Here is a 23,482-nt window from a genome sequence, read left to right on the forward strand (position 1 = left end):
GATGCCTCAACTAAACACCAGGCGCAATGGGGAGCTGGCACTGCTCGTGCTCGCTGCCATACCCGTCATTCTGCTGTGGGCGATGTATGTCATCAGCATGCAGGTTCCCCTCAGCCTGGGGGCGCTTGCGGTGCCGCTGGGGCTTTTCGTGGCGTTCGCCGTGGCCCACGTCGCCGTGCGCATGTATGCGCCGGGCGCCGACCCCTGTCTGCTCCCCCTGGCGTTCTTGCTCTCGGGCATAGGCATCGCGTTCGTGACCAGGCTCGCACCCTCATTGGCGGATGGCCAGGTCATATGGCTCTTCATCTCCGTGGCAGCCATGGTTGCGGCGCTCATCATGGTTCCCAGCGTAGAATCGCTCGCCCAGTACAAGTACACCATCGGCATCGTCGGCATCGCCCTCCTGCTGCTGCCCATGCTCATTGGCACCGAGCGCGGCGGCTCCAAGCTGTGGCTCGCGCTGGGCCCCTTCTCGTTCCAGCCAGGCGAGCTGGCGAAGATCCTCATCGTGGTCTTCCTCGCCGCCTACCTGGCCGAGAACCGCGAGCTGCTCTCCGCCTCCACCAGGCACATCGGCCCCCTCTCGCTGCCGCGTCCACGCATGCTGGCACCCATGCTCATCATGTGGGGCATCTCGCTGCTGGTCGTGGTGTTCGAGCGCGACCTGGGCAGCGCCCTCCTCTTCTTCACGTTCTTCGTGGTCATGCTCTATGTGTGCACGGGACGTCTGAGCTACGTGCTGGTGTCCATCGTGCTGTTGGCCATCGGCGCCATGCTCTCATACCACCTGTTCTCACACGTGCAGGTGCGCGTGCAGATTTGGCTCGACCCGTTTGCCGACGCCTCCAACAAGGGCCTCCAGATCGTGCAGTCGCTCTTCTCGCTGGCGGACGGCGGCCTTGTGGGCAGGGGCATCGGCAAGGGCATGCCGACGCTCATCCCCGTCGTCGAGTCCGACTTCATCTTCTCCGCTGTCGGCGAGGAGATGGGCCTCCTGGGCGCCAGCGCCGTGCTCATCTGCTATCTGCTGCTGGCAATTCGCGGCCTCACCACCGCCGCCCGCGCGAAGTCCGATGTCGCGGCCTTCACGGCCGTGGGCCTGTCGGCAGCCGTCCTGGTGCAGGCCTTCGTCATCGTGGGCGGGGTCACCCGGCTGCTGCCCCTGACCGGCGTCACCCTGCCCTTCATGAGCCAGGGCGGAAGCTCGCTCTTGGCCACCTTCATCATCCTGGGCCTGTTGCTCAAGGCGGGCGACGAGGGAACGGGCCGTCACGCCCAGATGGAGATGACCGACGCGCAGGCGTCGTCGCTGCTCGCGGGCGCACATGCCAGTGATGACGAGGATGTCGAGGCCGCGCAGGTGGTACACGGCTCGCATGCCCGCGCGCACTTCGGCATGCTCACCGCCGAGTCGGGCGTGCTGGGGCGCGTCGCCCTGGGCAAGCGCCTCACCGCCCTGGTGGTGGTCTTCTCCGCCATGGTCATGCTGCTTGTGGCAAACCTCACCTATATCCAGGTGTTTGATGCCGGCACGCTGCAGAGGATGCCCAACAACAACCACACCATCACCCGCACGGCACACGTGCAGCGTGGGGCCATCATCACCTCCGATGGCGTGACGCTGGCCGAGTCGCTCGCACAGTCCGACGGCACCTATGCCCGGAGCCACCCACAGGGAGCCCTTGCCACCCACACCGTTGGCTACGTCTCCACCCAATACGGCGCCACGGGCATCGAGTCCTCCTATAACGACGTGCTCACGGGCAAGTCGGATTACTCCAGCTGGCTGAACGCCCTCTACTCTGTGGCGGGCGTGCAGATGCCGGGCTCCTCGGTGGTGCTCACCATCAACTCCCAGATGCAGAAGGCCGCTCAGGATGCGCTGCGGGGCAAGACGGGAGCCATCGTCGTGCTCGACCCCACCACGGGCGCCGTGCTCGCCAAGGCGTCTTCGCCCAGCTACACCTATGACAACATCTCCAGTCTCGTCTCGGCCGACTCCGGCGCGGGCGAGCTGGTGGATCGCACCACACAGACGCTCTACACGCCCGGCTCCACCTTCAAGGTGATCTCTCTCGCGGCGGCGCTGGATAGTGGGACCGCCACGTTGAACACCACCTATCCCGCACCCGCCTCCCTCAACATCGGTGGGGCTCCCGTGACCAACAACGACAATGACAGCTGGAGCAGGCTCTCGCTCAAGGACGCCTTCGCATACTCCACCAACACCGTCTTCGGCCAGCTGGGCACCCAGATCGGTGCCAACAGGCTCGTCTCCTACGCCAACGCCTTCGGCTATGGAGCCGCCCTGGGCCAGGACTTCTCCGCTCAGGCATCCCTCATGCCCAGCCCCTCGGAGATGACTGAGTGGGAGACGGCATGGGCCGCCGTGGGACAGCCCGTGGGCAACCACGCGAGTCCCGCCGGGCCTCAGGCAACCGTCATGCAGAACGCCGTCGTAGCCGCGGCGATTGCCAACAGCGGCATAGCCATGAACCCCTATGTGGTCGATCACATCCTCTCACCCGAGGGGGCCACCACCTCCACGACGCAGTCCAAGGCCCTGGGCCAAGCCGTCTCCTCGCAAACGGCCTCCCAGGTGAAGGAGGGTATGCTCGCCGTGGTGGAGGGCGGGTCGGGCACCGGCGCGCGCGTCCGCGGCGTGAAGGTGGCCGGCAAGACGGGCACGGCGCAGACCTCATCCTCCGTCGCCAATTCGCTCTTCATAGGCTTCGCGCCCTATGACCAGCCCACGCTTGCCATTTCCGTATGCATCGAGGGCTCCGAGTCCAACGACGTCCACGGTGAGGCGGCCACGGTGGCAGGCAAGGTGCTGGCCACCTGCCTTAACGTACAGGCAATGGGGGCGAGTTCCTGATGAGGGACGAGACGCTACGGCCCCATGCAGGGTGCCAGTCAGGCACACCGAACGTGCAGGGGGACACGCATACGCTGATGATGACTGGCGGCAGGCACGAGCCGCCTTGGGATGGGAGAGAGAATGGCTGACAGGATTCTGGGCGGGCGCTACAAGGTTCAGGACAGAATCGGAACCGGTGGCATGGCCATGGTGTATCGGGGCCTCGACGAGGTCCTGGGCAGAACCGTCGCCATCAAGACGATGCTGCCACAGTACGCCTCCGACCCATCGTTCGCCGCCCGCTTCAAGCAGGAGGCCCAGGCTGCCGCCGCTCTGCAGAGCCCCTACATCGTCTCGGTGTACGACTGGGGGCAGGATGGCGACACGTACTACATCGTCATGGAATACCTGCGCGGAACCGACCTCAAGAACGGCATTCGTCGCCATGGCGCCCTGGACTGCAAGAAGGTCGCACAGATTGGCTCGCAGATTGCGCAGGCCCTCTCCGTGGCTCACGCGCACGAGATCATCCACCGCGACATCAAGCCACAGAACATCATGGTTCAACCCGATGGCAACATCAAGGTGATGGACTTTGGCATCGCCCGCGCCAAGAACAGCCATCTCACGCAGGACAATTCCGTGCTGGGCACGGCCCACTACGTCTCTCCCGAGCAGACACAGGGCAAGGAGCTTGGGCCCACCACCGACATCTATTCGCTGGGCATCGTCATGTACGAGGCAGCCACCGGCAGTGTGCCCTTCGATGGCGATGATGCCATCTCCGTGGCGCTCAAGCAGGTGAACGAGCAGCCGGAACCTCCCAGCAAGCGCAATCCCAAGGTGGACGCCGCACTGGAGGGCATCATCCTCAAGTGCATGCAGAAGGACCCCGCCGACCGCTTCCAGACGGCCAACGAGCTGGCCCGCGTGCTGAGGGACTACCTCGCCGGTCGCATCCGGGCGGTCAACAGCGCCACGGCATCCGTGGCCCCGGCGGCCGTCCCGATGGGGCAGGCGACCGCACCCCTGGCTTCGAACACCTCGAACATGCCACGCGCAAACACGACGGCGCGGCGCATGGGCACGGGACGCATGAAGCCACAGACGGCCACCGAGAAGGCCCGCAAGGAAGAGGAGGAGCGCAAGCGCAGACATAGGCGCCGCCTCATCATCGGGGCCATCGTGGGCGCACTCGCGCTCGTGGGCATCGTGGCCGCCATCGCAAATGCCATGGGACTGTTCAACCAGACGCGCGCCGTCCCCAACCTCAGCAACCTCACCGAGGAGCAGGCACTCGCGGAGATTGACGGCAGTGGTGGCTTCTTCCAGCGCGGCTCCGTGAAGGAGGAGTACAACTCCACTGTCGCGCAGGGGCTCGTGATAGATCAGACGCCCGACGCCGGCCAGAGCGCGCCGCGTGGCACCCAGATCGACCTGGTGATCTCCAAGGGGCCAGAGCCCGCCGCAAGCGTGACGGTACCTGACCTCACGGGCATGTCGGCCCAGGAGGCGGATGCCGCCCTCAAGGCCGTCGGGCTGGTGGGCCAGCCAGGCGACGACGTGAGCGACGACAAGGTCGATGCCGGCAAGGTCGCCGCGCAGAATCCCGCAGCAGGCGCGACCGCCAAGGCGGGGGACACCGTCACCTACCAGCTCTCCAAGGGCCCCGAGACCACCAGCGTGCCCAGCGTCGTGGGCATGACCCAGGACCAGGCCACCAAGAAGCTGCAGGATGCCGGCTTCACCGTGACGGTCAAGAACGCCGACAGCGACTCCGTGGAGAAGGGCAAGGTCATCTCGCAGTCGCCGAGCTCGGGCAGAGCAGCCAAGGGATCGACGGTCACCATCACCGTATCCAATGGCTCGTCGACGGTGGACGTGCCGGATGAGACAGGGAAGGATGAGGAGGCTGCCAAGCAAGATTTGAAGAGCAAGGGCTTTTCGGTGACCGTCCAATACGAGGCGAGCAAGACCGTGGAGAAGGGCAAGGTCATCTCGCAGTCGCCGAGCTCGGGTAGTGCCGGCAAGGGGTCGACGGTCACCATCACCGTAAGCACGGGCCCGTCAAACAGCGACAATGGCGGTAAAGGCAAGAGCGACGGTGGCAACGGTCCGGCTCCAAGTGACCCAACAAACGGAACGGATGGCGCCAGCCCCTGACAGGATGGAGCGACGGCATCCCAGCAGGGGACTGCACTCCCCCTCCCCGCTGCCGACTCCCTCTCTTCTCGGGCTGTCAGCGGATGGTCGCGCCCCTCTGCCCCCATCCAGGAGCGTTTTGGCCCCAAGTGCGTGATGGGCCCAGCGGCGTATGCCTCTCCAACGCCTTGGAAAGCGAGTGCATGCGCGCCTTTATGCTGGTGGGGAAGTACCGAGACGACATCCGAGGCCATGACATGCCTCATATTGCGCGTTTGATGACCCCGTTTGGGTGACTTCCATCACGCACTTGGGGCCAAAACGCTCCTCCCTCGCCTCAATATGGTCGCGGGGCAAGGGGCATCGAGGTCTCAACGAACAGGCCGGCCGCATGTGCGGCCGGCCTGGGACATGCATATGGTGACCCCGGGCGGATTCGAACCGTCGACACCAGGTTTAGGAAACCTGTGCTCTATCCCCTGAGCTACGGGGCCATGCAAGCAATGATTCTAGCATCTCTGGCGCACGCCCACCGCCGACAACGCCCCGTATCGCAAAGACTCTGGCATGGCGCCACCCTAGGGAAATGGCCCCGCGGCGGCGAGGACTCTAGCAAAGTTCACGGCGCTGAGTCTATGTCAGGCTACGAGACTTCGTGCCAGCCCGAACGCACAGAGATAGGCACCCGGCGGCAGAAGCCAACCGGGTGCCTCCCCTCTCGCCCTGTACGTCGGGAGAGCCTAGAGCTTGATCTCGATGTCCACGCCCGCAGGCAAATCGAGACGCATCAGCGAGTCAACCGTGGTCGAGCTGGGATCGAGGATGTCGATGAGGCGCTTGTGGGTGCGCATCTCGAACTCCTCGCGCGAGTCCTTGTCCTTGTGGGGCGAGCGGATGACCGTGTAGAGGTTGCGCTCGGTGGGCAGGGGGATGGGGCCAGACACGCGGGCACCCGTCTTCTGCGCGGTGTCGACGATGAGCCTCGAGGACTGGTCGACGACCTCGTGATCGTAGCCCTTGAGGCGGATCCTGATCTTCTGGCTGGACACGATACTTACCTCCATCATGAGCGAGCTCGAACGGGAGCTGGGCGCTCGTTGCGTGGTTACTTACGAAGCGTTTCCGCCGTTCTTGGACACGATCTCCTCGCGGATGTTCTTGGGAACGGGCTCGTACGAGTCGAACTGCATGGTGTAGCTCGCACGGCCCTGCGTCTGGGAGCGCAGGTCGGTGGCGTAGCCAAACATCTCGCCCAAAGGCACCTTGGCACGGATGACCTTGGTGTTGGTGCGATCCTCCATGCCCTCGATCTTGCCGCGCCGGCCGGAGAGGTTGCCCATGACATCGCCCATGTACTGCTCGGGCGTCTCGACCTCCACCTGCTCGATGGGCTCGAGGAGCACGGGGTTGGACTGCTGTAGGGCGTTCTTGATGGCCATGGAGCCGGCAACCTGGAAGGCCTGTTCGGAGGAGTCGACCTCGTGGTAGGAACCATCGACCAGGGTCACCTTGATGTCCTGGACGGGATAGCCGGCGATGACGCCTGACTCGAGCGCACCCTGGATGCCCTTGTCCACCGAGGGGATGTACTCCTTGGGGATGGAACCACCCACCGTGGCATTCACGAACTCGTAGCCAAAGCCGGGCTCCATGGGTTCCACGTCGATGATGGCATCACCGTACTGGCCGCGACCACCGGACTGGCGGACGAACTTGCCCTGCACGTGCTGCACGGCATGACCGGCGGTCTCGCGGTAGGCGACCTGGGGCTTGCCCACGTTGCACTCGACCTTGAACTCGCGGCGCAGACGGTCGACGATGATCTCCAGGTGCAGCTCACCCATGCCGGCGATGATGGTCTGGCCGGTCTCGTGGTCGGTGTGCACGCGGAAGGTGGGATCCTCCTCGGCGAGCTTGGCGAGGCCCACGGACATCTTGTCCTGTTCGGCCTTGCTCTTGGGCTCCACGGCCACGTCGATGACGGGGTCGGCAAAGTCGATGGACTCGAGTACGATGGGGTGCTTCTCGTCGCAGAGGGTGTCGCCGGTCGAGGTGTTCTTGAGGCCCACGCAGGCGACGATGTCGCCGGCGGAGCAGTTCTCGCGGTCGACGCGGTCGTTGGCGTTCATCTCGAGAATGCGACCCAGACGCTCGCGGTTGTCCTTGAGGGAGTTGTAGACGTAGCTGCCCGCATCCGCCTGACCGGAGTATACGCGGATGTAGGTGAGCTTGCCCACGAAGGGGTCAGTCATGATCTTGAAGGCCAGGGCACTGAAGGGCTCCTTGGGATCGGAATGACGCACCTCGGTCTCACCCTTGGGGTTGGTGCCGTCGATCTCCTTGACGTCCAGCGGGCTGGGAAGGTAGTCGATGACGGCATCGAGCAGCTCCTGGATGCCCTTGTTCTTGTAGGCGGAGCCCACGAAGACGGGATTGAGCTCGTTGGCAAGCACACCGGTGCGGATGGCGCCCTTGAGCAGATCCACGGGAACCTCCTCGTCCATGAGCACCTTCTCCATGAGTTCGTCGGAGTAGTTTGAGGCGGCGTCGAGCAGCTCCTCGCGCTTCTGCTGGGCAATCTCGGCGAACTCGTCGGGAATCCCTTCCATGGGCTCGGGGTAGATCATGCCCTTCTCATCTTCCTTGAAGTCCCACGCGGTCATGGTGACGAGGTCGATGAGGCCCCAGAAGTTGGACTCGGAACCCATGGGAACCTGGGTGGCCACGGCCACGGCACCGAGGCGGTCCTTCATGGTGTCGATGGCATGCCAGAAGTCCGCACCAACGCGATCGAACTTATTGATGAAGGCGATGCGCGGCACGTCATAGTTGGCAGCTTGGCGCCAGACGGTCTCGGACTGGGGCTGGACGCCCGCGACGGCATCGAAGACGGCAACGGCGCCGTCGAGGACGCGCAGGGAACGCTCGACCTCGGCCGTGAAGTCCACGTGGCCCGGGGTGTCGATGATCTGGATGACGTGATCCTTCCAGAAGCAGGTGGTTGCGGCGGAGGTGATGGTCACGCCACGCTCCTGCTCCTGAACCATCCAGTCCATGGTGGCGGCACCGTCGTGGACCTCACCTATCTTGTGGGTCTTGCCGGTGTAGTAGAGGATGCGCTCCGTCGTGGTGGTCTTGCCGGCGTCGATGTGCGCCATGATGCCGATGTTTCGGAGGTCCTCGAGCTTGTACTTAGCCTTTGCCATGTGTTGTCTGCTCCCCCGTGCCTAGAACCGATAGTGCGAGAACGCGCGGTTGGCCTCGGCCATCTTGAAGAGGTCCTCGCGGCGCTTGACGGAGGCGCCCACACCGTTGGCGGCATCCATGATCTCGTTGGCGAGGCGCCCGGCCATGGTCTTCTCCTTGCGGTCACGCGAGAAGTTGACGATCCAGCGGATGGCGAGCGTGGTGGCACGACGGGAGTTGACCTCCATGGGCACCTGGTAGGTGGCGCCGCCCACGCGCTTGGGCTTGACCTCGAGGGTGGGGCGCACGTTGTCCATGGCCTTCTTGAAGACGGACAGGGGATCCTGCTCGGTCTTCTGCTGCACGAGGTCGAAGGCGCCATAGACGATGCGCTCTGCGGTGGCCTTCTTGCCATCGAGCAGGACCTTGTTGATGAGCTGGGTCACGAGACGGTTGTTGTAGACGGCGTCGGGAGTGACCTCACGACGGATTGCTGCTGCACGACGCGGCATGTTGCATCTCCTCAGAACTGGTTGCGAATTCAGACGGAACGCTTGTGGCTACTCCTTGGGGCGCTTTGCGCCATAGCGGGAGCGAGCCTTCCTGCGATCCTGAACCGCCGCGCAGTCGTAGGCGCCGCGGACGATCTTGTAGCGGACGCCGGGGAGGTCGCGCACGCGGCCACCACGGATGAGCACGATGGAGTGCTCCTGAAGGTTGTGGCCCTCGCCGGGAATGTAGGCGGTGACCTCGATGCCGTTCACCAGGCGCACGCGGGCGACCTTGCGCAGTGCCGAGTTGGGCTTCTTGGGCGTGGTGGTGAAGACGCGGGTGCAGACGCCACGCTTCTGCGGATTGTGCTGCAGGGCAGCGTTCTTGGACTTGGCCTTGTGGGACACGCGGCCCTGGCGGACGAGCTGGTTGATGGTAGGCAAAGCTGTTCTCCTTCATGAGGGCTTACGGTGGGTGGTGCGCAAGCACCTATGCATCAGAGGGGGCGCAGCACCGTCTCCTCGGATCTTCAGCGCGACGAATGACTTTACTCGCGCTCCGTGCTGTTGTCAAAAGACCACGGCTCCGGGTGTATCCCTATTCCGGGCAGATTACATGCTTTGCACACAGCTGGCACCCCGGCTCGCGGCGGGTGGCCTACGGCAGCTCCGACGCATCCTCGGCACCGGCGTCTTCGGCGGCATGGGCGAGCCCGATGCACATGAGGTCGGTCACGTGCTCGTCGGAGAGCGAGTAGATCATGCGCTGGCCATCGCGGCGCGCAGACACCAGGCCACGGTCACGCAGGAGCCTGAGCTGATGCGATATGGCCGACTGCGAGACGCCGCACACCTCCTGGAGCTCCGAGACCCCTCGCTCCCCCTGCAGGAGCACGCCGATGATCTGGAAGCGCGTGGAGTCGGAGAGCGCGTCGAAGATCTGCGTGGCACTATAGACCACGTCGTCGTTGTCGAGCAGCTCGCCTATCCCGTCTGCATCGATCCCCCGCATGGGGCTCCCTGCCCTCTCCCGAAAGGGGCGCATGCCCCATGGCCAGCCTGCCTGCACCTACCTCAGTGTAGCGCCCCAGGCACAGGCGGGGCCCTCGTCAACGGGGTCGCGCCGCGGTGTGCGCACGAGGGCGGCTATCTGCTCTGCTCGTGCCGCGTGGATCGCCTGGCGCGGCGCGCCTCCTTGGCCTTGGCCCTCTCGGATGCCCGGGTGGCACGCTCGCGATCGTCGGACTCAATGATCTGCTGAAGCTTCTTGGGTGTCATGCTTGCCGCCAGCTCGCTCGCCGCGTTTCGGATGGGGCTCACCTTGCGCCAGTCATAGACGAAGCCGCCGATGATGGCACCATAGGACAGCACCAGGCAGACGATGGCAAGGAAGCCCGCCACGGTGCTGTAGTCAAGGTTGCCGCCAGGGAATGCGCTGAGGGCGGTGGAGACAAGAATCAAGGCCATGCCCACGCCCATTGTGATCCACCACACCCGTTGGTTCCTGCGGTACTCCGGATTGCGCCGCATCAGCACCCGGGCGGCCTGCGCCACCCGATCATCCTGCTCACGCCGCGCACGGCGCGCGTTCTTGCGCTCCTCCCTGCTCATCTCGGCGTGGCTCTTGCCGCTGGCCGCCTGCCTGCCCGAGCGCACCGAGCTCGCGCTGACCACACGCACGCCCCGTGCCGCCTCGCGGGCGGGCTTGGCGCGGGCGACCGAGCGCCGGGCAAAGCCGCGGGGTTCCTCCGCCTCGTCCGCGTCGGACGTGTCCTTGGGGGCGCCCTTCTTGGGAAGGCCCAGGCCTCCTGCCCCGGCCGCCTCCCTGCGGGCGCCTTCGATGGTCTCACGCAGTGACATTGGACTCCTTCATGGGCTTGAATGCGGTACCGGTGATCCTCTGGAATGCCTCCTCGTAGCGGCCGGTCGTTTCCGTTATGACCTCGGCGGGTAGGTGGGGTGGCTCGCCCGTCATGTCCCAGTTGGCCCTGAGCCAGTCTCGCACATACTGCTTGTCGTAGCTGGGCTGCACCCTGCCGGGCTCGTAGCCCTCCGCCGGCCAGAAGCGGCTGGAGTCGGACGTGAGGCACTCGTCGATGAGGGTGAGCTGGCCATCGATATAGCCAAACTCGAACTTGGTGTCGGCGATGATCATCCCGCGGCTCGCGGCGTAGTCTGCTGCGGCGCGATAGAGCTTGAGCGACGCGGAGCGCAGCCGCTGGGCCACCTCGTCACCAACAAGCTCGGCACAGCGATCAAACGAGATGTTCTCGTCGTGGTCGCCCAGCTCTGCCTTGGTGGACGGTGTGAAGAGGGGCTCTGGCAGCCTGGAGGCCTCCGTGAGGCCGGCAGGGAGCTTGATGCCGCAGACGGTGCCGTCCTGGTCATACGTCTTCTTGCCCGAGCCGGTAAGGTAGCCACGCACGATGCACTCGATGGGGATGGTCTGGGCCTTCCGCACCAGCATGGAGCGACCCATGAGGTAGCTGGCATAGCGCTGATACCCTGCGGGGTAGTCCGCCACGTCCATGGAGATGAGATGGTTGGGCATGAGGTTGGCGAACCTATCGAACCAGAAGCGCGAGATGCGCGTGAGCACCTCTCCCTTGTGGGGAATCTCGTCCGGCAGGACGAGGTCGAACGCGCTGATGCGGTCGCTTGCCACCATGAGCAGGTTCTCCCCGCAGTCGTAGAGGTCACGCACCTTACCATGGGAATCGGGACGAAGCTCCATAGCCGCCATGCTTTGGCCTCCTTTGGGTGTCGTCACAAGGATGGGCGTCCTTGATTGTAGCGCGTCGCCTCCCGCGCGTGACCACGCGTGGGCACATGGCTATCCAAGCGATTCCTTGTGGACAAGCGGTATGCGAATCGTAAACGTGGTTCCCTTGCCCAGCTCGGACTCCACGTCGATGGCGCCATTATGGCGGCCGACGATCTCCTTGGTGAGGGCCAACCCCACACCCAGCCCGCCAGAGACGCGCTCACGGCTGGCGTCAGAGCGCCAGAACCGAGAGAACACGCGGGAGACATCCTCCTTGGCGATGCCCATGCCCGTGTCCTGCACGGAGAGCAGGGCCATGCCACCGCGCCCACGCCCAACGCTCACAAGCACCTGCCCGCCCTCTGGCGTGTAGCGCAGGGCGTTTGACATGAGGTTGGTGAGCGCCTCACGGATGAGGTCGGGACTGACCTCCGCAACGAGCCGATGGTCGTGTGTGCGGTCGTCGAAGTTAAGCCGCAGACCCTGGTCGGCGAAGAGCTGCTGCTGCACGGAGACCAGACTCTTGACGAGCGTGACCAGGTCCGTCCGTTCGACCTTGAGTTCCGTGGAGCCATTCTCCAGGCGCGAGAGGTGCAGCATGGCATCAACCAGGCGAGAGAGGCGGCGGACCTCCTTGTCGACGGTCTCGAGGTGCTCGCTGTCGGTGGGCAGCACGCCATCCTGCATGGCCTCCACCGTGGCAATCATGGCCATGAGGGGCGTGCGCAGCTCGTGGGCCACATCGCTGGTGAGCCGGTGCTCGAACTTGATGTCCCGCTCCAGTTCGGATGCCATGCCGTCGAAGGTCTCACCCAGGCGGCCGACCTCATCGTCCCCCTTGAGGCCCGTACGCGCCGTGAGGTCGCCGTTCCTGATCTGCATGGCGGTGTAGGTGATCTTGCGTATGGGCCTCAGCAACCTGCGGGAGGCAAAGTAGCCAATGACGGTGGCGGCTATGACGCTGATGATGCCCGCCTCGATGATCGCCTGGTACGAGTCCATCTTGAGGTCGTTGTCACTCTCAGCCAGCAGGAAGCCCGACCCCAGGGACCACATGCGCACCGTTCCCACGACGGTGCCACCCGCGTCAACGATGGGGGCATCGACCACCTTCGAGGCGTCTGTCTGGGAGAGGCTGGGAATCAGGCGGTCGGGGTGGCGGTCGGAGCCATCATAGATGACCTCCCCGGCAGAGGAGAGCACCTGAACGCTCGCATCGTCACTGCTGTCATCGAGGGCCGCCGCGCGGGCGGACACGTCATCAGACCAGCCGCCGGCATCCTCATAGCAGCGCGCGATCTCGATCGCACCCCGGTCTGCCATCTGCTGCAGCCTCTGGTGCGAGTGGCTCTCGAAGCGTCTCTCCCAGACCACGGCAAGAACCAGGGCGAACACAAGCGTGGTGGCAATCGCCGTAAGCACGAAGAACAGCACCGAGCGTCCGCTGAAGGTCTTCCCCGGTCCAGCGGGACGCGAGTGACGCTGCATGGTGCTATAGCGGGACTCCCCCGAAGGGGGCTCGCCGTTGTTCCCGGGGAAGCTCGTGTGTTCCCGTTCCGTTGCCATGGCTACCTATTGGCGTCTATGCATCCTGAGCATCAGGCTTCTGCGCCGCCTCGAAGCGATAGCCAACCCCATGCACGGTGTAGAGCCATTTGGGGTTGCGCGGGTCATCGCCTAGCTTGGCACGAAGGTTCTTCACGTGGGAGTCGATGGTGCGCTCGTAGCCCTCGAAGTCGTAGCCAAGCACCTTCTCCACCAGCTCCATGCGGGTATAGACGCGCCCTGGATAGCGGGCCAGGGTCGTGAGGAGCTTGAACTCGGAGGCCGTGAGGTCGATCTCGGAGCCATTCACCAGCACCTTGTGGCCAGAGATGTCTATGACCAGATCGCCAAAGTCCAGGACCTCCAGCTGGGGCTCCGCCTCGGCGTGGGCGCGGCGCAGCAGCGCGCGCACGCGGGCGACGAGCTCGCGCGGAGAGAACGGCTTGATGAGATAGTCATCGGCGCCCAGCTCAAGGCCAATGATGCGATCCTCCACCTCACCCTTTGCGGTGAGCATGATGATGGGCACGTTCGAGGTCTCGCGCACGGCGCGACAGACCCTCTCACCCGAGAGCTTGGGGAGCATGAGGTCGAGAATGATGAGGTCGAACGTGTGCTTCTCGAACTCCTCGATGGCGCTTTGCCCATCGCCAACCCCGCGGACGATATAGCCCTCCCGCTCGAGATATGCTGCAACGGCATCGCGAATGGTCTTCTCATCCTCGACAACGAGGATCTTCTTTTCTTCCGTAGCCATAGGGCCTCCTCTGTCTAGCTGAACGCCCACCTGTACACAAACTCTCTGCATTTCCTCCATATTAGCGCAGGGAGGATTGGAATGCACGGACTTTAGAGCGCGAACGCACGCACGCTGACCGATTCGGGATAGCCCGTGTCCTGCGTCTTGACGGTCGCATAGGTGACGAAGGTATCACACGTCCCGGCGCGCACGGGATACTCGCCATAGTCAAGCGCCCTGTTCGCCGCAGGAAGCGTGGCATAGGTGCGCGCATCGGTATCGATCACAAAATAGGACGCGTTGGCACGGACGATATAGACGCTGCCCTTCCCCGCGACGGGCGCGGACGGCTCGCGGGAGAGCGCCACGAAGGGTCCCTCCCCATGACCGATGTAGGTTCCCATCTGCCCAAGCAGTCCGCCGGACGAGTAGTTGGCCTCGATGGAGAATGCAAAGTCGTCTCCCATGCGCACGGCACTGAAGGGCTTGACTTCCGAGGGAAGCACGAGCTGGTCGATCTGAGAGCCCATGCCATCGGAAAGGCCGTAGGCCGTGATGCCGTAGTATGTGCCGGCGTCCGCGTTCACGCGCGGGGTGAGGGTGACGATGCCATCGGACACGGTCGGAGCGGTGCCAAAGCGTCCGGGGGAATCGACAGCCGTCGTGGCGGAGGAGTCACCCACCGTCCAGAGGTAGCAGTAGGAGTGTTCGGAGCGCCTGCTCCCGGAGTTGGAGGGCATGACCTGCCAGATGACCATCTTGCCCGAGACCACGAAGGACGCGGGATCCCAGTCGGCGCCCGCAGACCAGAGCGACGTGGGGTCGCCCGCGAGCTTGCCACTCGAAAGCGCCGTCGCATAGAGAGCCCAGTCATGCGTGAGCAGGTCGAGCTCGACCCAGGCATAGACCGAGTCGGAGCAGCCCACGTCGTAGATGACCACGTTGCCCTTGTCGTCGGCGACCGGTTCGGTCACCAGCTCGGAGATTGCCCCCGACGAGATCGAGAACGTCGACGCCTTCACCATGGGGGCGGCGGACGATCCGGCCGTCGTCGCGGCGACGAGCGATCCCTCGCTGGGCTTGAGGACGTTACCCACGGCGATGGTCCAGGAGCCCGTCTCCTTGAGGGAGAGCTCGGCGGAGGAGTAGTTGCTTTCGTTGGTGCTGGGATCTATGACGTAGTCGGCAGAGCCCCCATCCACCACCGTAGGACGGGTGGAGCCATCATCTTTGTGCTTGCAGCCCGCAAGCACGCCGATGGAGGCCACGGCAATGCCCGTCGCCACGCCAGCGCGGAAGAGCCCGCGCCGCGTCGTGGTCAAGAACCCCTGTGTCCGTCTGCCCATCTGTCGCCCACCACCCCCGGGCTGTCCCTAGTGGAGGCGCCCAGTATACTCGCATGCCGCTACTCGTCGAAGCTCAGCCGTTCGAGGCGGTCGAACACCACGTCGACACGCGCCAGGAAGCTCCTGGGGTCAAAGATGCGGTCGAGCTGCTCTGCCGTGAGCGTGCAGAGGGGGTCTGCCGCAAGCTTCTCGCGAAACGAGGTACCCGAGACGCACTGCTGCACCTCTCGCCAGGTGTCCATGGCGTTCCTCTGCACGATCTGGTAGGCGTCCTCGCGCGTGATGCCCGTGTCCACGAGCGCCAGCAGCACCTTGGAGGAGTAGATGAGGCCCCGCGTCCTGTCGAGGTTGGCCAGCATCCGTTCCCGATAGAGCACGAGGCCATCGACGACACGGATGAGGCACTGGAGCATGTGGTCGAGCGCGATGAGGCTGTCGGCCTGCGCGACGCGCTCGGCGGAGCTGTGGCTGATGTCGCGCTCGTGCCACAGGGCCACGTTGTCGAAGGCCACCTGCGCGTTGGCCTTCACCACGCGTGAGAGGCCACAGACCTTCTCCACGGTGATGGGGTTGCGCTTGTGGGGCATGGCGCTGGAGCCCTTCTGGCCCTTCCTGAACGGCTCTTCCACCTCGAGGGTGTCCGTCCTCTGGAGGTTGCGCAGCTCGGTGGCGATGCGCTCGCAGGTGGCAGCCATCGTCGCCAGCACGCCCGCCAGGTAGGCGTGATGGTCGCGACTGATGACCTGTGTGGAGAGCGGGTCAAAGTCCAGTCCCAGGTGCCCGCAGACGTAGGCCTCCACGCGGGGGTCGATGCTGGAGTAGGTTCCCACGGCGCCGCTGATGGCGCCCACGGCGACGCCCCTGCGGGCGTCGAGCAGGCGGTCGAGGTCACGGCGCAGCTCCCAGGCCCAGGAGCCAAACTTCATGCCAAAGGTCATGGGCTCGGCGTGGATGCCATGCGTGCGCCCCACGCAGGGCGTGTCGCGCTCCTCGAAGGCGCGGCGCTTGCAGAGGGCACCCAGCGCGCGCACGTCCTCGATGATGAGGTCGCAGGCCTGCGTCAGCTGGTAGCACAGCGCCGTGTCGCCCAGGTCGGAGCTGGTCATGCCATAGTGAATCCAGCGGCTGGGCTTGGGATCCCCCTCGGGGACGTCCCTGTCCACATAGGCGCCCATGTTGGTGAGGAAGGCGATGACGTCATGGTTGGTGACGGCCTCGAGCTCGTCCACCTCGGCCCTGTCGAAGGCCGCGTGGTCGCGGATCCACTTGGCCTCCTTTTTGGTGATGCCATTCTCCCCCAGCTCGGCATGCGCCTCGCAGGCGAGCACTTCGATCTCCTGCCAGATGGCGTACTTGTTCTCAAGCGAGAAGATGCGTCCCATCTCGGGACGGGTGTAGCGGTCGATCATGTGGATTCCCTTCGATTTCTATCCCTCATCACCAGTGATAAGATCCGGATTCTTCGAAGCAACCTTGGCAACAAACTCAAGGTAATCTCGTTCGCTTAATAGGTCATCGGCGATGTTTTGGGTCAATCCACCCGGACCTCTCAATAGCGCTACAAGGTCAGGCCAATATGTGACAATGCGACCGTCTTGTCTTTCCGCCTTCATTCGGTGCCACACTTCTGCCCCTCTATACTCGCGAAAACCCTTTCCCGAGCTATTTTCTGTGTTCGTCTTATTTTTCACTTGGAACATATGAACACAGTCTCTGTGGCAGAAATCAATAGCTGTTAGAATGGTGCCACGACACCAAATCCACCCGTATGATGCTACTTTTTGGCCGATATACTCTTCCAGTAGGTTACCGCCTATATTCTCTGCAGACATGAAAAGGTTATGATGTGTTGCCCATTCATAGGCTAGGGCCTCTGAACCAGCATGATAAGGAGACTCCACCATCTTAACGAGCGCTTCATCCGTAACGGTACCCTTTTGGTTGGCACACCGTTCGCTAGGAAGTATCTCCCAGGCCTTGACATATTTTCCCACCCACTTCCTAAGCCATAGCTCCAAAAACTCGTCTGCACTGAGATTGAGGGATGAGTCCCTCATGGGTATTGAAGGAACCATACCGCGTGTCTGTCTAGCGGATAGGATGGGAAAAAGGGACTTCATCTCATGTGATCTCGCCACGGCATCATATTTACAGGTGCTTGCCGTGATAAGATGATCCACAATCGATTCAAAAAGTTGTTGAACCGGCCTATGGTGAGAGTCACAGTAGGCTATGGAATCTTCTAGTTTGCGTTTTATAGCCTGTTTGTCAGCGTTTTTGGAAGCCATGATTCCCCATTCTACAAATTAATAGTGCCGTCAGAGAATTATCTCACTACTATGTGCAACTCAGGGTAAGTTTAATGGTAGTATGGTCTATAATATTTTCATAATCTATATTATTTTAGTCCCTTATCAGATGGGAGGCTCCTTGACTCTTCTTAGTACCAGCGCAGTTGCAGACATGCTAGGCATAACGCAACAAACCGTCTCAAGAATATCGCGAGAGGGGGTATTACCCTACGAGATATGCGGTAGTAGAAGAGTCTACAACCTCAATGACATCGATGAATATATGCGGAGAGAAAACCTCTCAAGAGCTCCCCATGATCATCCTCGAATGGTTGACGACTTACCTGAGATAACTGCTATTTCCTTCTTCTCGGGAGCATTGGGGCTAGATATCGGCCTTGAAGAGGCGGGGGTACCAATCCTGCTACATGCTGAGAATGACACGAAATGCCGTATGACAATTGATACCAATTCCCCCGAGGCGGCTCTGCTGGGGGACGTGAACAGCCTTGGTGTTGAACAGGTTCGTACCTATGCTCGAATACCAAGCGGAAGAGAAGTTGATGTTATGGTAGGAGGGCCACCTTGTCAGTCTTTTTCGACGGCAGGTGCTCGAAGAGCGTTCGATGATGCAAGAGGAAACGTATTTCTGCGCTTTCTCGAACTTGCAGAGGAGATTCAGCCCCGATATCTCGTAATTGAGAACGTGCGAGGCTTACTCTCAACAGCTTATCCACTTAAGCCCGGCGGCAACCCTGTACATGGAGGCGCGCTTCGACTTATCCTCAATCGGCTTAAGTCAATGGGTTATGGCGTGAGCTTTAATCTGTATAATTCTGCAAATTTTGGTTCCCCTCAAATGCGTGAAAGGATCATCGTCGTCGGAAAACGTGATGGAACTATTGCGCCTTGGCTAACACCTACAAACTCATCTGATCCGATATGGTCTCTCCCCCAATGGAGGACATTTCGTGAGGCCGCATCTTCCATCGATGGTGAACAGCACTTTACTCAGTTTCCCGACAAGAGGTTGCGTTATTTTAAGATGCTCTCTGAAGGTCAATATTGGAAAGATTTGCCAAAAAACGCACAGGCTTTAGCAATGGGTAAAGCGTACCGACTCTCTGGGGGAAAAACTGGCTTCTATCGTCGCATATGGTGGGACAAGCCATGTCCCACTCTAGTAACGAGCCCCACCATGCCTGCAACCGACTTGTGTCACCCTACCGAGAATCGTCCTCTTTCTATCGAGGAGTACCGAGCGGTACAGGAATTTCCAAAAAACTGGATTGTTCGCGGTGGATTAACTGACGTGTATCGCCAACTTGGAAATGCAGTACCGATTGCTCTAGGGAAAGCGGTTGGTCAGACAATTTTAAACGATATGATTGGAATTGACACTTCAATCCCCTATCGCGATTTTCCTTACTCACGATACAAACGTACGAGCAATATCACTTGGAAGATGCCGTAGTCAAAATCTTGAAGTCACATCTAACGCTCGGAATTTACCCCATCGGCTGACCGTCGCGCTCGAGCACCGACGAGGCCTCGTCCAGCTGTTCGACCACCGCATCGTGGCCGGTGCCGCCGTAGGTGTCGCGCGCGTTGGCGATGCCTGCAGGATCGAGGTCATGAGTGATGTCGTCATCGAAGAGGGGGCTCGCCGCGCGGAACTCATCGGCCGTGAGATCCTCCAGATCCTTGTGATGCTTCTCACAGTACAGCACGAGCTTGCCCACCACCTCATGCGCCTCACGGAAGGGCATGCCCCTCTTTGTCAGGTAGTCGGCCACGTCGGTGGCCGCGGTGAAGCCACGGCCCGCCTGGGCGAGCATCGCGTTGGCATGCACGGTCATGGTCTTGAGCATGCCCGCCACGATCGCCATGCAGTCGTGCAGGGTCCGAGCCGCATCTGTGGGGCCCTCCTTGCATTCCTGCAGGTCCTTGTTGTAGGCAAGCGGCAGGCCCTTCATCGTGGTCAGAAGCGCCATGAGGTCGCCGTACACGCGTCCCGTCTTGCCGCGCGCGAGCTCGGCAAAGTCGGGGTTCTTCTTCTGTGGCATGATGCTCGAGCCGGTGGAGTAGGCGTCCGAGAGCGTGACGAAGCCAAACTCCGTGCTGCTCCACAGCACGATCTCCTCGCAGAGGCGCGAGAGGTGCATCATGGACACGCCGCAGGCGTACTCGAGGTCGAGCAGGTAGTCACGGTCGCTCACCGCGTCCATGGAGTTGGGGATGGCGTGATCGAACCCGAGGAGCTCCGTGGTGAGCTGTCGGTCGAGCGGGTAGGTGGTGCCGGCAAGCGCCGCCGAGCCCAGGGGGTTGGCATCGGCCGCGCGCAGGGCGGCGAAAAGCCGCGTGAAGTCCCGTGTGAACATCCAGAAGTACGCCAGCATGTGGTGGGAGAACAGCACGGGTTGCGCATGCTGCAGGTGCGTGTAGCCCGGCATGACCACGTCCAGGTTGTCCTTGGCGACGCCCAGCAGCACCCGCCGCAGTCCCAGGTTGCCCTCGAGCAGCTCTCGACAGAGGTCCTTCGCATACAGGCGCAGGTCCGTGGCAACCTGGTCGTTGCGCGAGCGTCCCGTGTGCAGGCGCGCGCCGGGCGTGCCGATGGCTGCCGTGAGCTTGGACTCCACGGCCATGTGGATGTCCTCGTCGTTCACGTCGTAGGCAAAGCCGCCGGCAGCCATCTGATCTGCTATGTCCGCAAGGCCCGCATCGATGGCCGCCTGATCCTCGGGCGAGATGATGCCCTGCGCGGCCAGCATCTTCGCGTGGGCACGAGAGGCGCGGATGTCCTGCTGCATCATGACCTTGTCGGCCTCGAGCGAGGCGCCAAACTCCTGCGTGAACTCGTCCACGCCCTGCTCGAACCTGCCGCCCCACAGTGCCATGAGCCCTCCTTCATGTGCCAGAGCATCCGTCGCCGCATCCCAGTGTACACAACGGCCCCGCTCCCCTGAGAGAAGCGGGACCGCAGCCGTCACCCATACGCCATGCGTCATGGGCAATCCGGCCGAGAGACCCCTATGCCCCCTGCAGGCCCGAGCCGGGACCCTGGATGCGAGACCAGGTCTTGGACTGCAGGCCGTGGATGGTGATGAAGCCCTTGGAGGCTGAGTGGTCGAAGCTGTCACCCTCGTCATAGGTGGCCAGGTTGTAGTCGTAGAGGCTGTAGTCGCTGTGCAGGCCATCCACGAAGAGGCCACCCTTGCAGAGCTTGATGCGAACCTCGCCGGTGACGTACTTCTGCGTGTAGGCGTTGTACGCGTCGATGGCCTCACGATTCTGCGAGAACCAGAGGCCGCGATACACGGTGGATGCCCACTCCACGTCGAGCTTGGCCTTCTGCTTCAGGGTCTCGGCGTCGAGGCACAGGGTCTCGAGCGACTGATGGGCCTGGATGAGAAGGAGCGCGGCGGGACACTCGTAGCACTCCCGGCTCTTGATGCCCACAACACGATCCTCGATCATGTCGATGCGGCCGAAGCCGTTGCGCCCGGCAATCTCGTTGGCCTTGATGATGCAGTCGAGAAGCGGCATCCTCTCGCCATCAATCGAGACGGGCAGGCCGCCCTCAAAGCCGATGATGACGGTCTCGGGGTCGGCGGGGCAATCCTCGGGGTTCTTGGTCATCGTCCAGATGTCCGAAGGCGGCTCGTTCCAGGTATCCTCGAGCACGCCACACTCGATTGCGCGACCCCACAGGTTGTCATCGATGGAGTAGGGCTTCTTGTGGGTGGTGGGCACGGGCACGCCGTGGGCTTCGGCCCATGCCATCTCGGAGTCGCGCGTGGTGAGATCCCACTCGCGCACGGGCGCGATGATGTTCAGCGTGGGGTCGAGGGCGTGGATGGAGGCATCGAAACGCACCTGGTCGTTGCCCTTACCGGTGCAGCCATGGGCAACGTGCTTGGCGCCATACTGGTGCGCGATGTCCACGAGGTGCTTCGAGATGATGGGGCGAGAAAGTGCGGAGAGCAGTGGGTAGATGCCCTCGTACTTGCCGTTTGCCCAGATGGCCTTGGAGATGATGGCCTCGGCGTACTCCTCGCGCATGTCCACGGCCTCGGAGGCAATAGCACCCATGTCGAGGGCCTTCTGCTTGATCCAGGTGAGGTCCTTCTCGTCCTGACCAACGTTGCCGCAGATGGCAATGACGTCCATGCCCTTCTCGACCTGCAGCCACTTCACGATGACAGACGTGTCCAGACCGCCGGAATATGCGAGGACGACCTTCTCCCTGGTGCTTTCTGACATGATGCTTCTCCCTATTCTCCGCTCGCATCCGCCACCTGCGGACATCGAGACGTATTGGCTGGTTGGTGGTGCCCCTCTGGTCGCTGCGGGCGCCGGCAATAAAAAGCACCCGGCGAGCCGGGTGCCGTTCAGTTCAAAGACACGTCATGAGCCGAGCTCATGGGAACCGAAGCTACACGCACGGGCGTCGCAGCGAGACTCGTCGATCATGGCGTCGGAGGGAGCGTGTGGCCCACTCGATGGTCATGGCTTCCTCCCTCTGTCTCGTGCGCTGCGCGCGGCGGCTTCTGCGGAGTACTGTAGGCAACCCATGGATGCCCACGGGCACGAACGCGATCCCTTAGCCATATGGAAACAAACGGCGATGACGGGGCCGGGGAAAGACGCCTCCCCGGCCCCGTGCGCTTCTGGTGGGTCGTGAGGGCCTCGAACCCTCGACCTTGGGATTAAAAGTCCCCTGCTCTGCCAGCTGAGCTAACGACCCGTGGCGCTGATTCTACCACGCGGGCGCTCGCGGCCGCGCTAGTCCGTCTCCCAGGCCCACTGACCGTTGACGAAGACGGGAACCGCCTCACCGCCTTCGGTGTAGCCCGTGATGTCCATGTCATCGGTACCGATCATGAAGTCGACGTGCATATGCGACTGATTGACGCCGTGCACGAGCAGCTCGTCCGGGCTCATGTCAAAGCCGCCCTCCACACACTCGGGAAAGCCCATGCCCAAGGCCAGATGGCAGCTGGCGTTCTCGTCGTAGAGCGTGTCAAAGAACAGTCTGCCGTTGCGGCGGATGGGCGTGTTCTTTGAGATGAGGGCGCACTCGCCCAGGCGGGTGGCGTTCTCGTCAGTCGTGAGGATGTGCTCCAGGACGTCCTTGCCACGCCGTGCCTCACATTCCACGACGCTGCCGTGCTCGAACCTCAGCCAGAAGTCGTCCACGATGGTGCCGTCGTGGACGAGGGGCAGCGCGGAGTGCACGATGCCGTCGGCCCGCATGCGATCGGGTGATGTGAACACCTCCTCGGTGGGGATGTTGGGAAAGAACACCGTTCCGTCCTGCGTGCGGGCAGCGCCGCCCTCCCAGACGTGCGCCTGGGGGAGCCCAACCGTCAGGCTGGTCCCGTTCGAGGCGACGTACCGCAGGCGGTCGAAGCACTGGGCGTTGAGGAAGCGCTTCGTCTTCTCGAACGTGGCGTTGTGCGTCTCCCAGGCGCTCTGGGGGTCCTCGCCATCTGCGCGTGCGACGTTGAGGATGGCCATCCAGAGGTGGTAGACGGCCTCCTCGTCGGGTTGTCCCTCGAAGACCTTGCGCGCCCAGGCGACCACGGGTACGCCTGCAATGCACCAGGCGTTATGTCCGAAGTCCATGCCCTCACGAAACGATCGGCAGTCACGGTTGCGAGCGAGCATGGCGGCGGCTGGCTTGGCAGGGTCTATCCCATCGAGGGCCGATGGGTCGCTCCCCTCCAGAAAGAGAAAGGACGCACCCGACTCGGCGAGCGAGTTGAGCTGTTCGCGCCTCCAGCCTGGCGTGCTCCTGAAGTACTCGATGTCCACGTTCTCGTACTCAAGCCGCTTGAGGGCATCATCGTCCCAGATGACCGTCACATGTCCCACACCGGCCCCGTAGGCCGCCGCGACGACGATGCGCGCGAAGTCCGCACCTTCCACCGGGGCAAAGACGACAAGCTCCTGCCCGGGTCGTACGGCCGCCCCCTTGCGCACCAGCAGCTCGGCATACCCTTCAATTTCCGGTTGCAGGCCCTCCAGGGCATGAAGGCACTCGTCCGGAGTCATGTCGCTCATAGGCCCCCCTCAAAAAGCATGGGTCCCAGAGGGACCCATGATGTGAGCT

General features: G+C 62.8%; 18 protein-coding genes, 2 tRNA genes and 1 pseudogene. 4 read left to right on the forward strand and 17 right to left on the reverse strand.

Annotated elements, in window-relative coordinates; translation table 11 throughout:
* The first annotated feature begins 1 nt into the window (after position 1).
* Positions 2–2,878 (forward strand): FtsW/RodA/SpoVE family cell cycle protein, encoded by a 2,877-nt coding sequence (locus tag J2S71_RS03180; protein WP_307388723.1) that lies wholly within the window; start codon positions 2–4, stop codon positions 2,876–2,878.
* A gap of 123 nt (positions 2,879–3,001) precedes the next feature.
* Entirely contained in the window at positions 3,002–5,023 is a 2,022-nt protein-coding gene (gene pknB, locus J2S71_RS03185; RefSeq protein ID WP_307388725.1) for a Stk1 family PASTA domain-containing Ser/Thr kinase, read from the forward strand.
* A 397-nt stretch (positions 5,024–5,420) separates the two neighbouring features.
* Here pknB and J2S71_RS03190 read toward each other — a convergent pair.
* The 13 genes from J2S71_RS03190 to J2S71_RS03250 form a co-directional block, all read right to left on the reverse strand.
* Positions 5,421–5,496 (reverse strand) — tRNA-Arg (locus tag J2S71_RS03190).
* A gap of 246 nt (positions 5,497–5,742) precedes the next feature.
* Positions 5,743–6,051, reverse strand: a complete 309-nt coding sequence (rpsJ, locus tag J2S71_RS03195; protein WP_021727426.1) for a 30S ribosomal protein S10 — start codon at positions 6,049–6,051, stop codon at positions 5,743–5,745.
* Between the two features lie 60 nt (positions 6,052–6,111).
* Positions 6,112–8,208, reverse strand: a complete 2,097-nt coding sequence (gene fusA, locus J2S71_RS03200; protein ID WP_021727459.1) for an elongation factor G — start codon at positions 8,206–8,208, stop codon at positions 6,112–6,114.
* Positions 8,209–8,229: 21 nt separating this feature from the next.
* A complete protein-coding gene (rpsG, locus tag J2S71_RS03205; RefSeq protein WP_307388726.1) occupies positions 8,230–8,700 on the reverse strand; it encodes a 30S ribosomal protein S7 in 471 nt (156 codons plus the stop codon).
* 48 nt (positions 8,701–8,748) lie between these two features.
* Positions 8,749–9,123 carry a 30S ribosomal protein S12 gene (gene rpsL / locus J2S71_RS03210; protein WP_021727427.1) on the reverse strand — a complete coding sequence of 125 codons (375 nt, stop codon included), beginning with the start codon at positions 9,121–9,123 and terminating at the stop codon, positions 8,749–8,751.
* 214 nt (positions 9,124–9,337) lie between these two features.
* Positions 9,338–9,691, reverse strand: coding sequence for an ArsR/SmtB family transcription factor (locus tag J2S71_RS03215; protein ID WP_021727354.1), 354 nt, complete (start codon positions 9,689–9,691; stop codon positions 9,338–9,340).
* 134 nt (positions 9,692–9,825) lie between these two features.
* Entirely contained in the window at positions 9,826–10,539 is a 714-nt protein-coding gene (locus tag J2S71_RS03220; protein WP_307388729.1) for a hypothetical protein, read from the reverse strand.
* A complete protein-coding gene (locus J2S71_RS03225) occupies positions 10,526–11,422 on the reverse strand; it encodes a phosphoribosylaminoimidazolesuccinocarboxamide synthase (RefSeq protein WP_307388731.1) in 897 nt (298 codons plus the stop codon). The genes J2S71_RS03220 and J2S71_RS03225 overlap by 14 nt, the downstream gene beginning before the upstream one ends.
* A 90-nt stretch (positions 11,423–11,512) precedes the next feature.
* A complete protein-coding gene (locus tag J2S71_RS03230) occupies positions 11,513–13,009 on the reverse strand; it encodes a sensor histidine kinase (RefSeq protein ID WP_307388732.1) in 1,497 nt (498 codons plus the stop codon).
* Positions 13,010–13,025: 16 nt separating this feature from the next.
* Entirely contained in the window at positions 13,026–13,745 is a 720-nt protein-coding gene (locus tag J2S71_RS03235) for a response regulator (RefSeq protein ID WP_021727376.1), read from the reverse strand.
* Between the two features lie 92 nt (positions 13,746–13,837).
* A complete protein-coding gene (locus J2S71_RS03240; protein ID WP_307388734.1) occupies positions 13,838–15,049 on the reverse strand; it encodes a Tat pathway signal protein in 1,212 nt (403 codons plus the stop codon).
* An 83-nt stretch (positions 15,050–15,132) separates the two neighbouring features.
* Entirely contained in the window at positions 15,133–16,482 is a 1,350-nt protein-coding gene (gene purB / locus J2S71_RS03245) for an adenylosuccinate lyase (RefSeq protein ID WP_307388736.1), read from the reverse strand.
* A gap of 18 nt (positions 16,483–16,500) precedes the next feature.
* A complete protein-coding gene (locus J2S71_RS03250; protein ID WP_307388737.1) occupies positions 16,501–17,361 on the reverse strand; it encodes a SinI family restriction endonuclease in 861 nt (286 codons plus the stop codon).
* A 130-nt stretch (positions 17,362–17,491) separates the two neighbouring features.
* Here J2S71_RS03250 and J2S71_RS12230 point away from each other — a divergent pair.
* Both J2S71_RS12230 and J2S71_RS03255 read left to right on the forward strand, forming a co-directional pair.
* A pseudogene (locus J2S71_RS12230) lies at positions 17,492–17,644 on the forward strand (helix-turn-helix domain-containing protein); the annotation flags it as partial.
* Positions 17,645–17,692: 48 nt separating this feature from the next.
* Positions 17,693–18,838 carry a DNA cytosine methyltransferase gene (locus J2S71_RS03255; protein ID WP_307388738.1) on the forward strand — a complete coding sequence of 382 codons (1,146 nt, stop codon included), beginning with the start codon at positions 17,693–17,695 and terminating at the stop codon, positions 18,836–18,838.
* A gap of 34 nt (positions 18,839–18,872) precedes the next feature.
* Here the strand turns inward: J2S71_RS03255 and argH are convergent, their stop codons facing one another.
* From argH to J2S71_RS03275, 4 genes are all read right to left on the reverse strand, one after another.
* On the reverse strand, positions 18,873–20,264 hold the full coding sequence (gene argH, locus J2S71_RS03260; RefSeq protein WP_307388739.1) for an argininosuccinate lyase: 1,392 nt from the start codon (positions 20,262–20,264) through the stop codon (positions 18,873–18,875).
* A 133-nt stretch (positions 20,265–20,397) separates the two neighbouring features.
* Positions 20,398–21,630 carry an argininosuccinate synthase gene (locus J2S71_RS03265; RefSeq protein WP_307388740.1) on the reverse strand — a complete coding sequence of 411 codons (1,233 nt, stop codon included), beginning with the start codon at positions 21,628–21,630 and terminating at the stop codon, positions 20,398–20,400.
* A gap of 408 nt (positions 21,631–22,038) precedes the next feature.
* Positions 22,039–22,114: transfer RNA gene (locus J2S71_RS03270), tRNA-Lys, on the reverse strand.
* Between the two features lie 38 nt (positions 22,115–22,152).
* Positions 22,153–23,433: an aminopeptidase gene (locus J2S71_RS03275; protein ID WP_307388742.1), complete on the reverse strand. Its 1,281-nt coding sequence runs from the start codon at positions 23,431–23,433 to the stop codon at positions 22,153–22,155.
* Positions 23,434–23,482: the final 49 nt, after the last annotated feature.

It is taken from the genome of Olsenella profusa DSM 13989, assembly GCF_030811115.1.
GTDB classification, from domain to species: domain Bacteria; phylum Actinomycetota; class Coriobacteriia; order Coriobacteriales; family Atopobiaceae; genus Olsenella_F; species Olsenella_F profusa.

Coding starts and splice junctions, on each gene's coding strand:
- fusA (WP_021727459.1), bottom strand. CDS start 8,208: ATGGCAAAGGCTAAGTACAAGCTCGAGGACCTCCGAAACATCGGCATC.
- argH (WP_307388739.1), bottom strand. CDS start 20,264: ATGGCACTGTGGGGCGGCAGGTTCGAGCAGGGCGTGGACGAGTTCACG.
- J2S71_RS03230 (WP_307388732.1), bottom strand. CDS start 13,009: ATGGCAACGGAACGGGAACACACGAGCTTCCCCGGGAACAACGGCGAG.
- J2S71_RS03215 (WP_021727354.1), bottom strand. CDS start 9,691: ATGCGGGGGATCGATGCAGACGGGATAGGCGAGCTGCTCGACAACGAC.
- J2S71_RS03220 (WP_307388729.1), bottom strand. CDS start 10,539: ATGTCACTGCGTGAGACCATCGAAGGCGCCCGCAGGGAGGCGGCCGGG.
- J2S71_RS03235 (WP_021727376.1), bottom strand. CDS start 13,745: ATGGCTACGGAAGAAAAGAAGATCCTCGTTGTCGAGGATGAGAAGACC.
- J2S71_RS03255 (WP_307388738.1), top strand. CDS start 17,693: ATGGTTGACGACTTACCTGAGATAACTGCTATTTCCTTCTTCTCGGGA.
- rpsG (WP_307388726.1), bottom strand. CDS start 8,700: ATGCCGCGTCGTGCAGCAGCAATCCGTCGTGAGGTCACTCCCGACGCC.
- J2S71_RS03265 (WP_307388740.1), bottom strand. CDS start 21,630: ATGTCAGAAAGCACCAGGGAGAAGGTCGTCCTCGCATATTCCGGCGGT.
- purB (WP_307388736.1), bottom strand. CDS start 16,482: ATGATCGACCGCTACACCCGTCCCGAGATGGGACGCATCTTCTCGCTT.
- pknB (WP_307388725.1), top strand. CDS start 3,002: ATGGCTGACAGGATTCTGGGCGGGCGCTACAAGGTTCAGGACAGAATC.
- J2S71_RS03275 (WP_307388742.1), bottom strand. CDS start 23,433: ATGAGCGACATGACTCCGGACGAGTGCCTTCATGCCCTGGAGGGCCTG.
- J2S71_RS03180 (WP_307388723.1), top strand. CDS start 2: ATGCCTCAACTAAACACCAGGCGCAATGGGGAGCTGGCACTGCTCGTG.
- J2S71_RS03225 (WP_307388731.1), bottom strand. CDS start 11,422: ATGGCGGCTATGGAGCTTCGTCCCGATTCCCATGGTAAGGTGCGTGAC.
- J2S71_RS03250 (WP_307388737.1), bottom strand. CDS start 17,361: ATGGCTTCCAAAAACGCTGACAAACAGGCTATAAAACGCAAACTAGAA.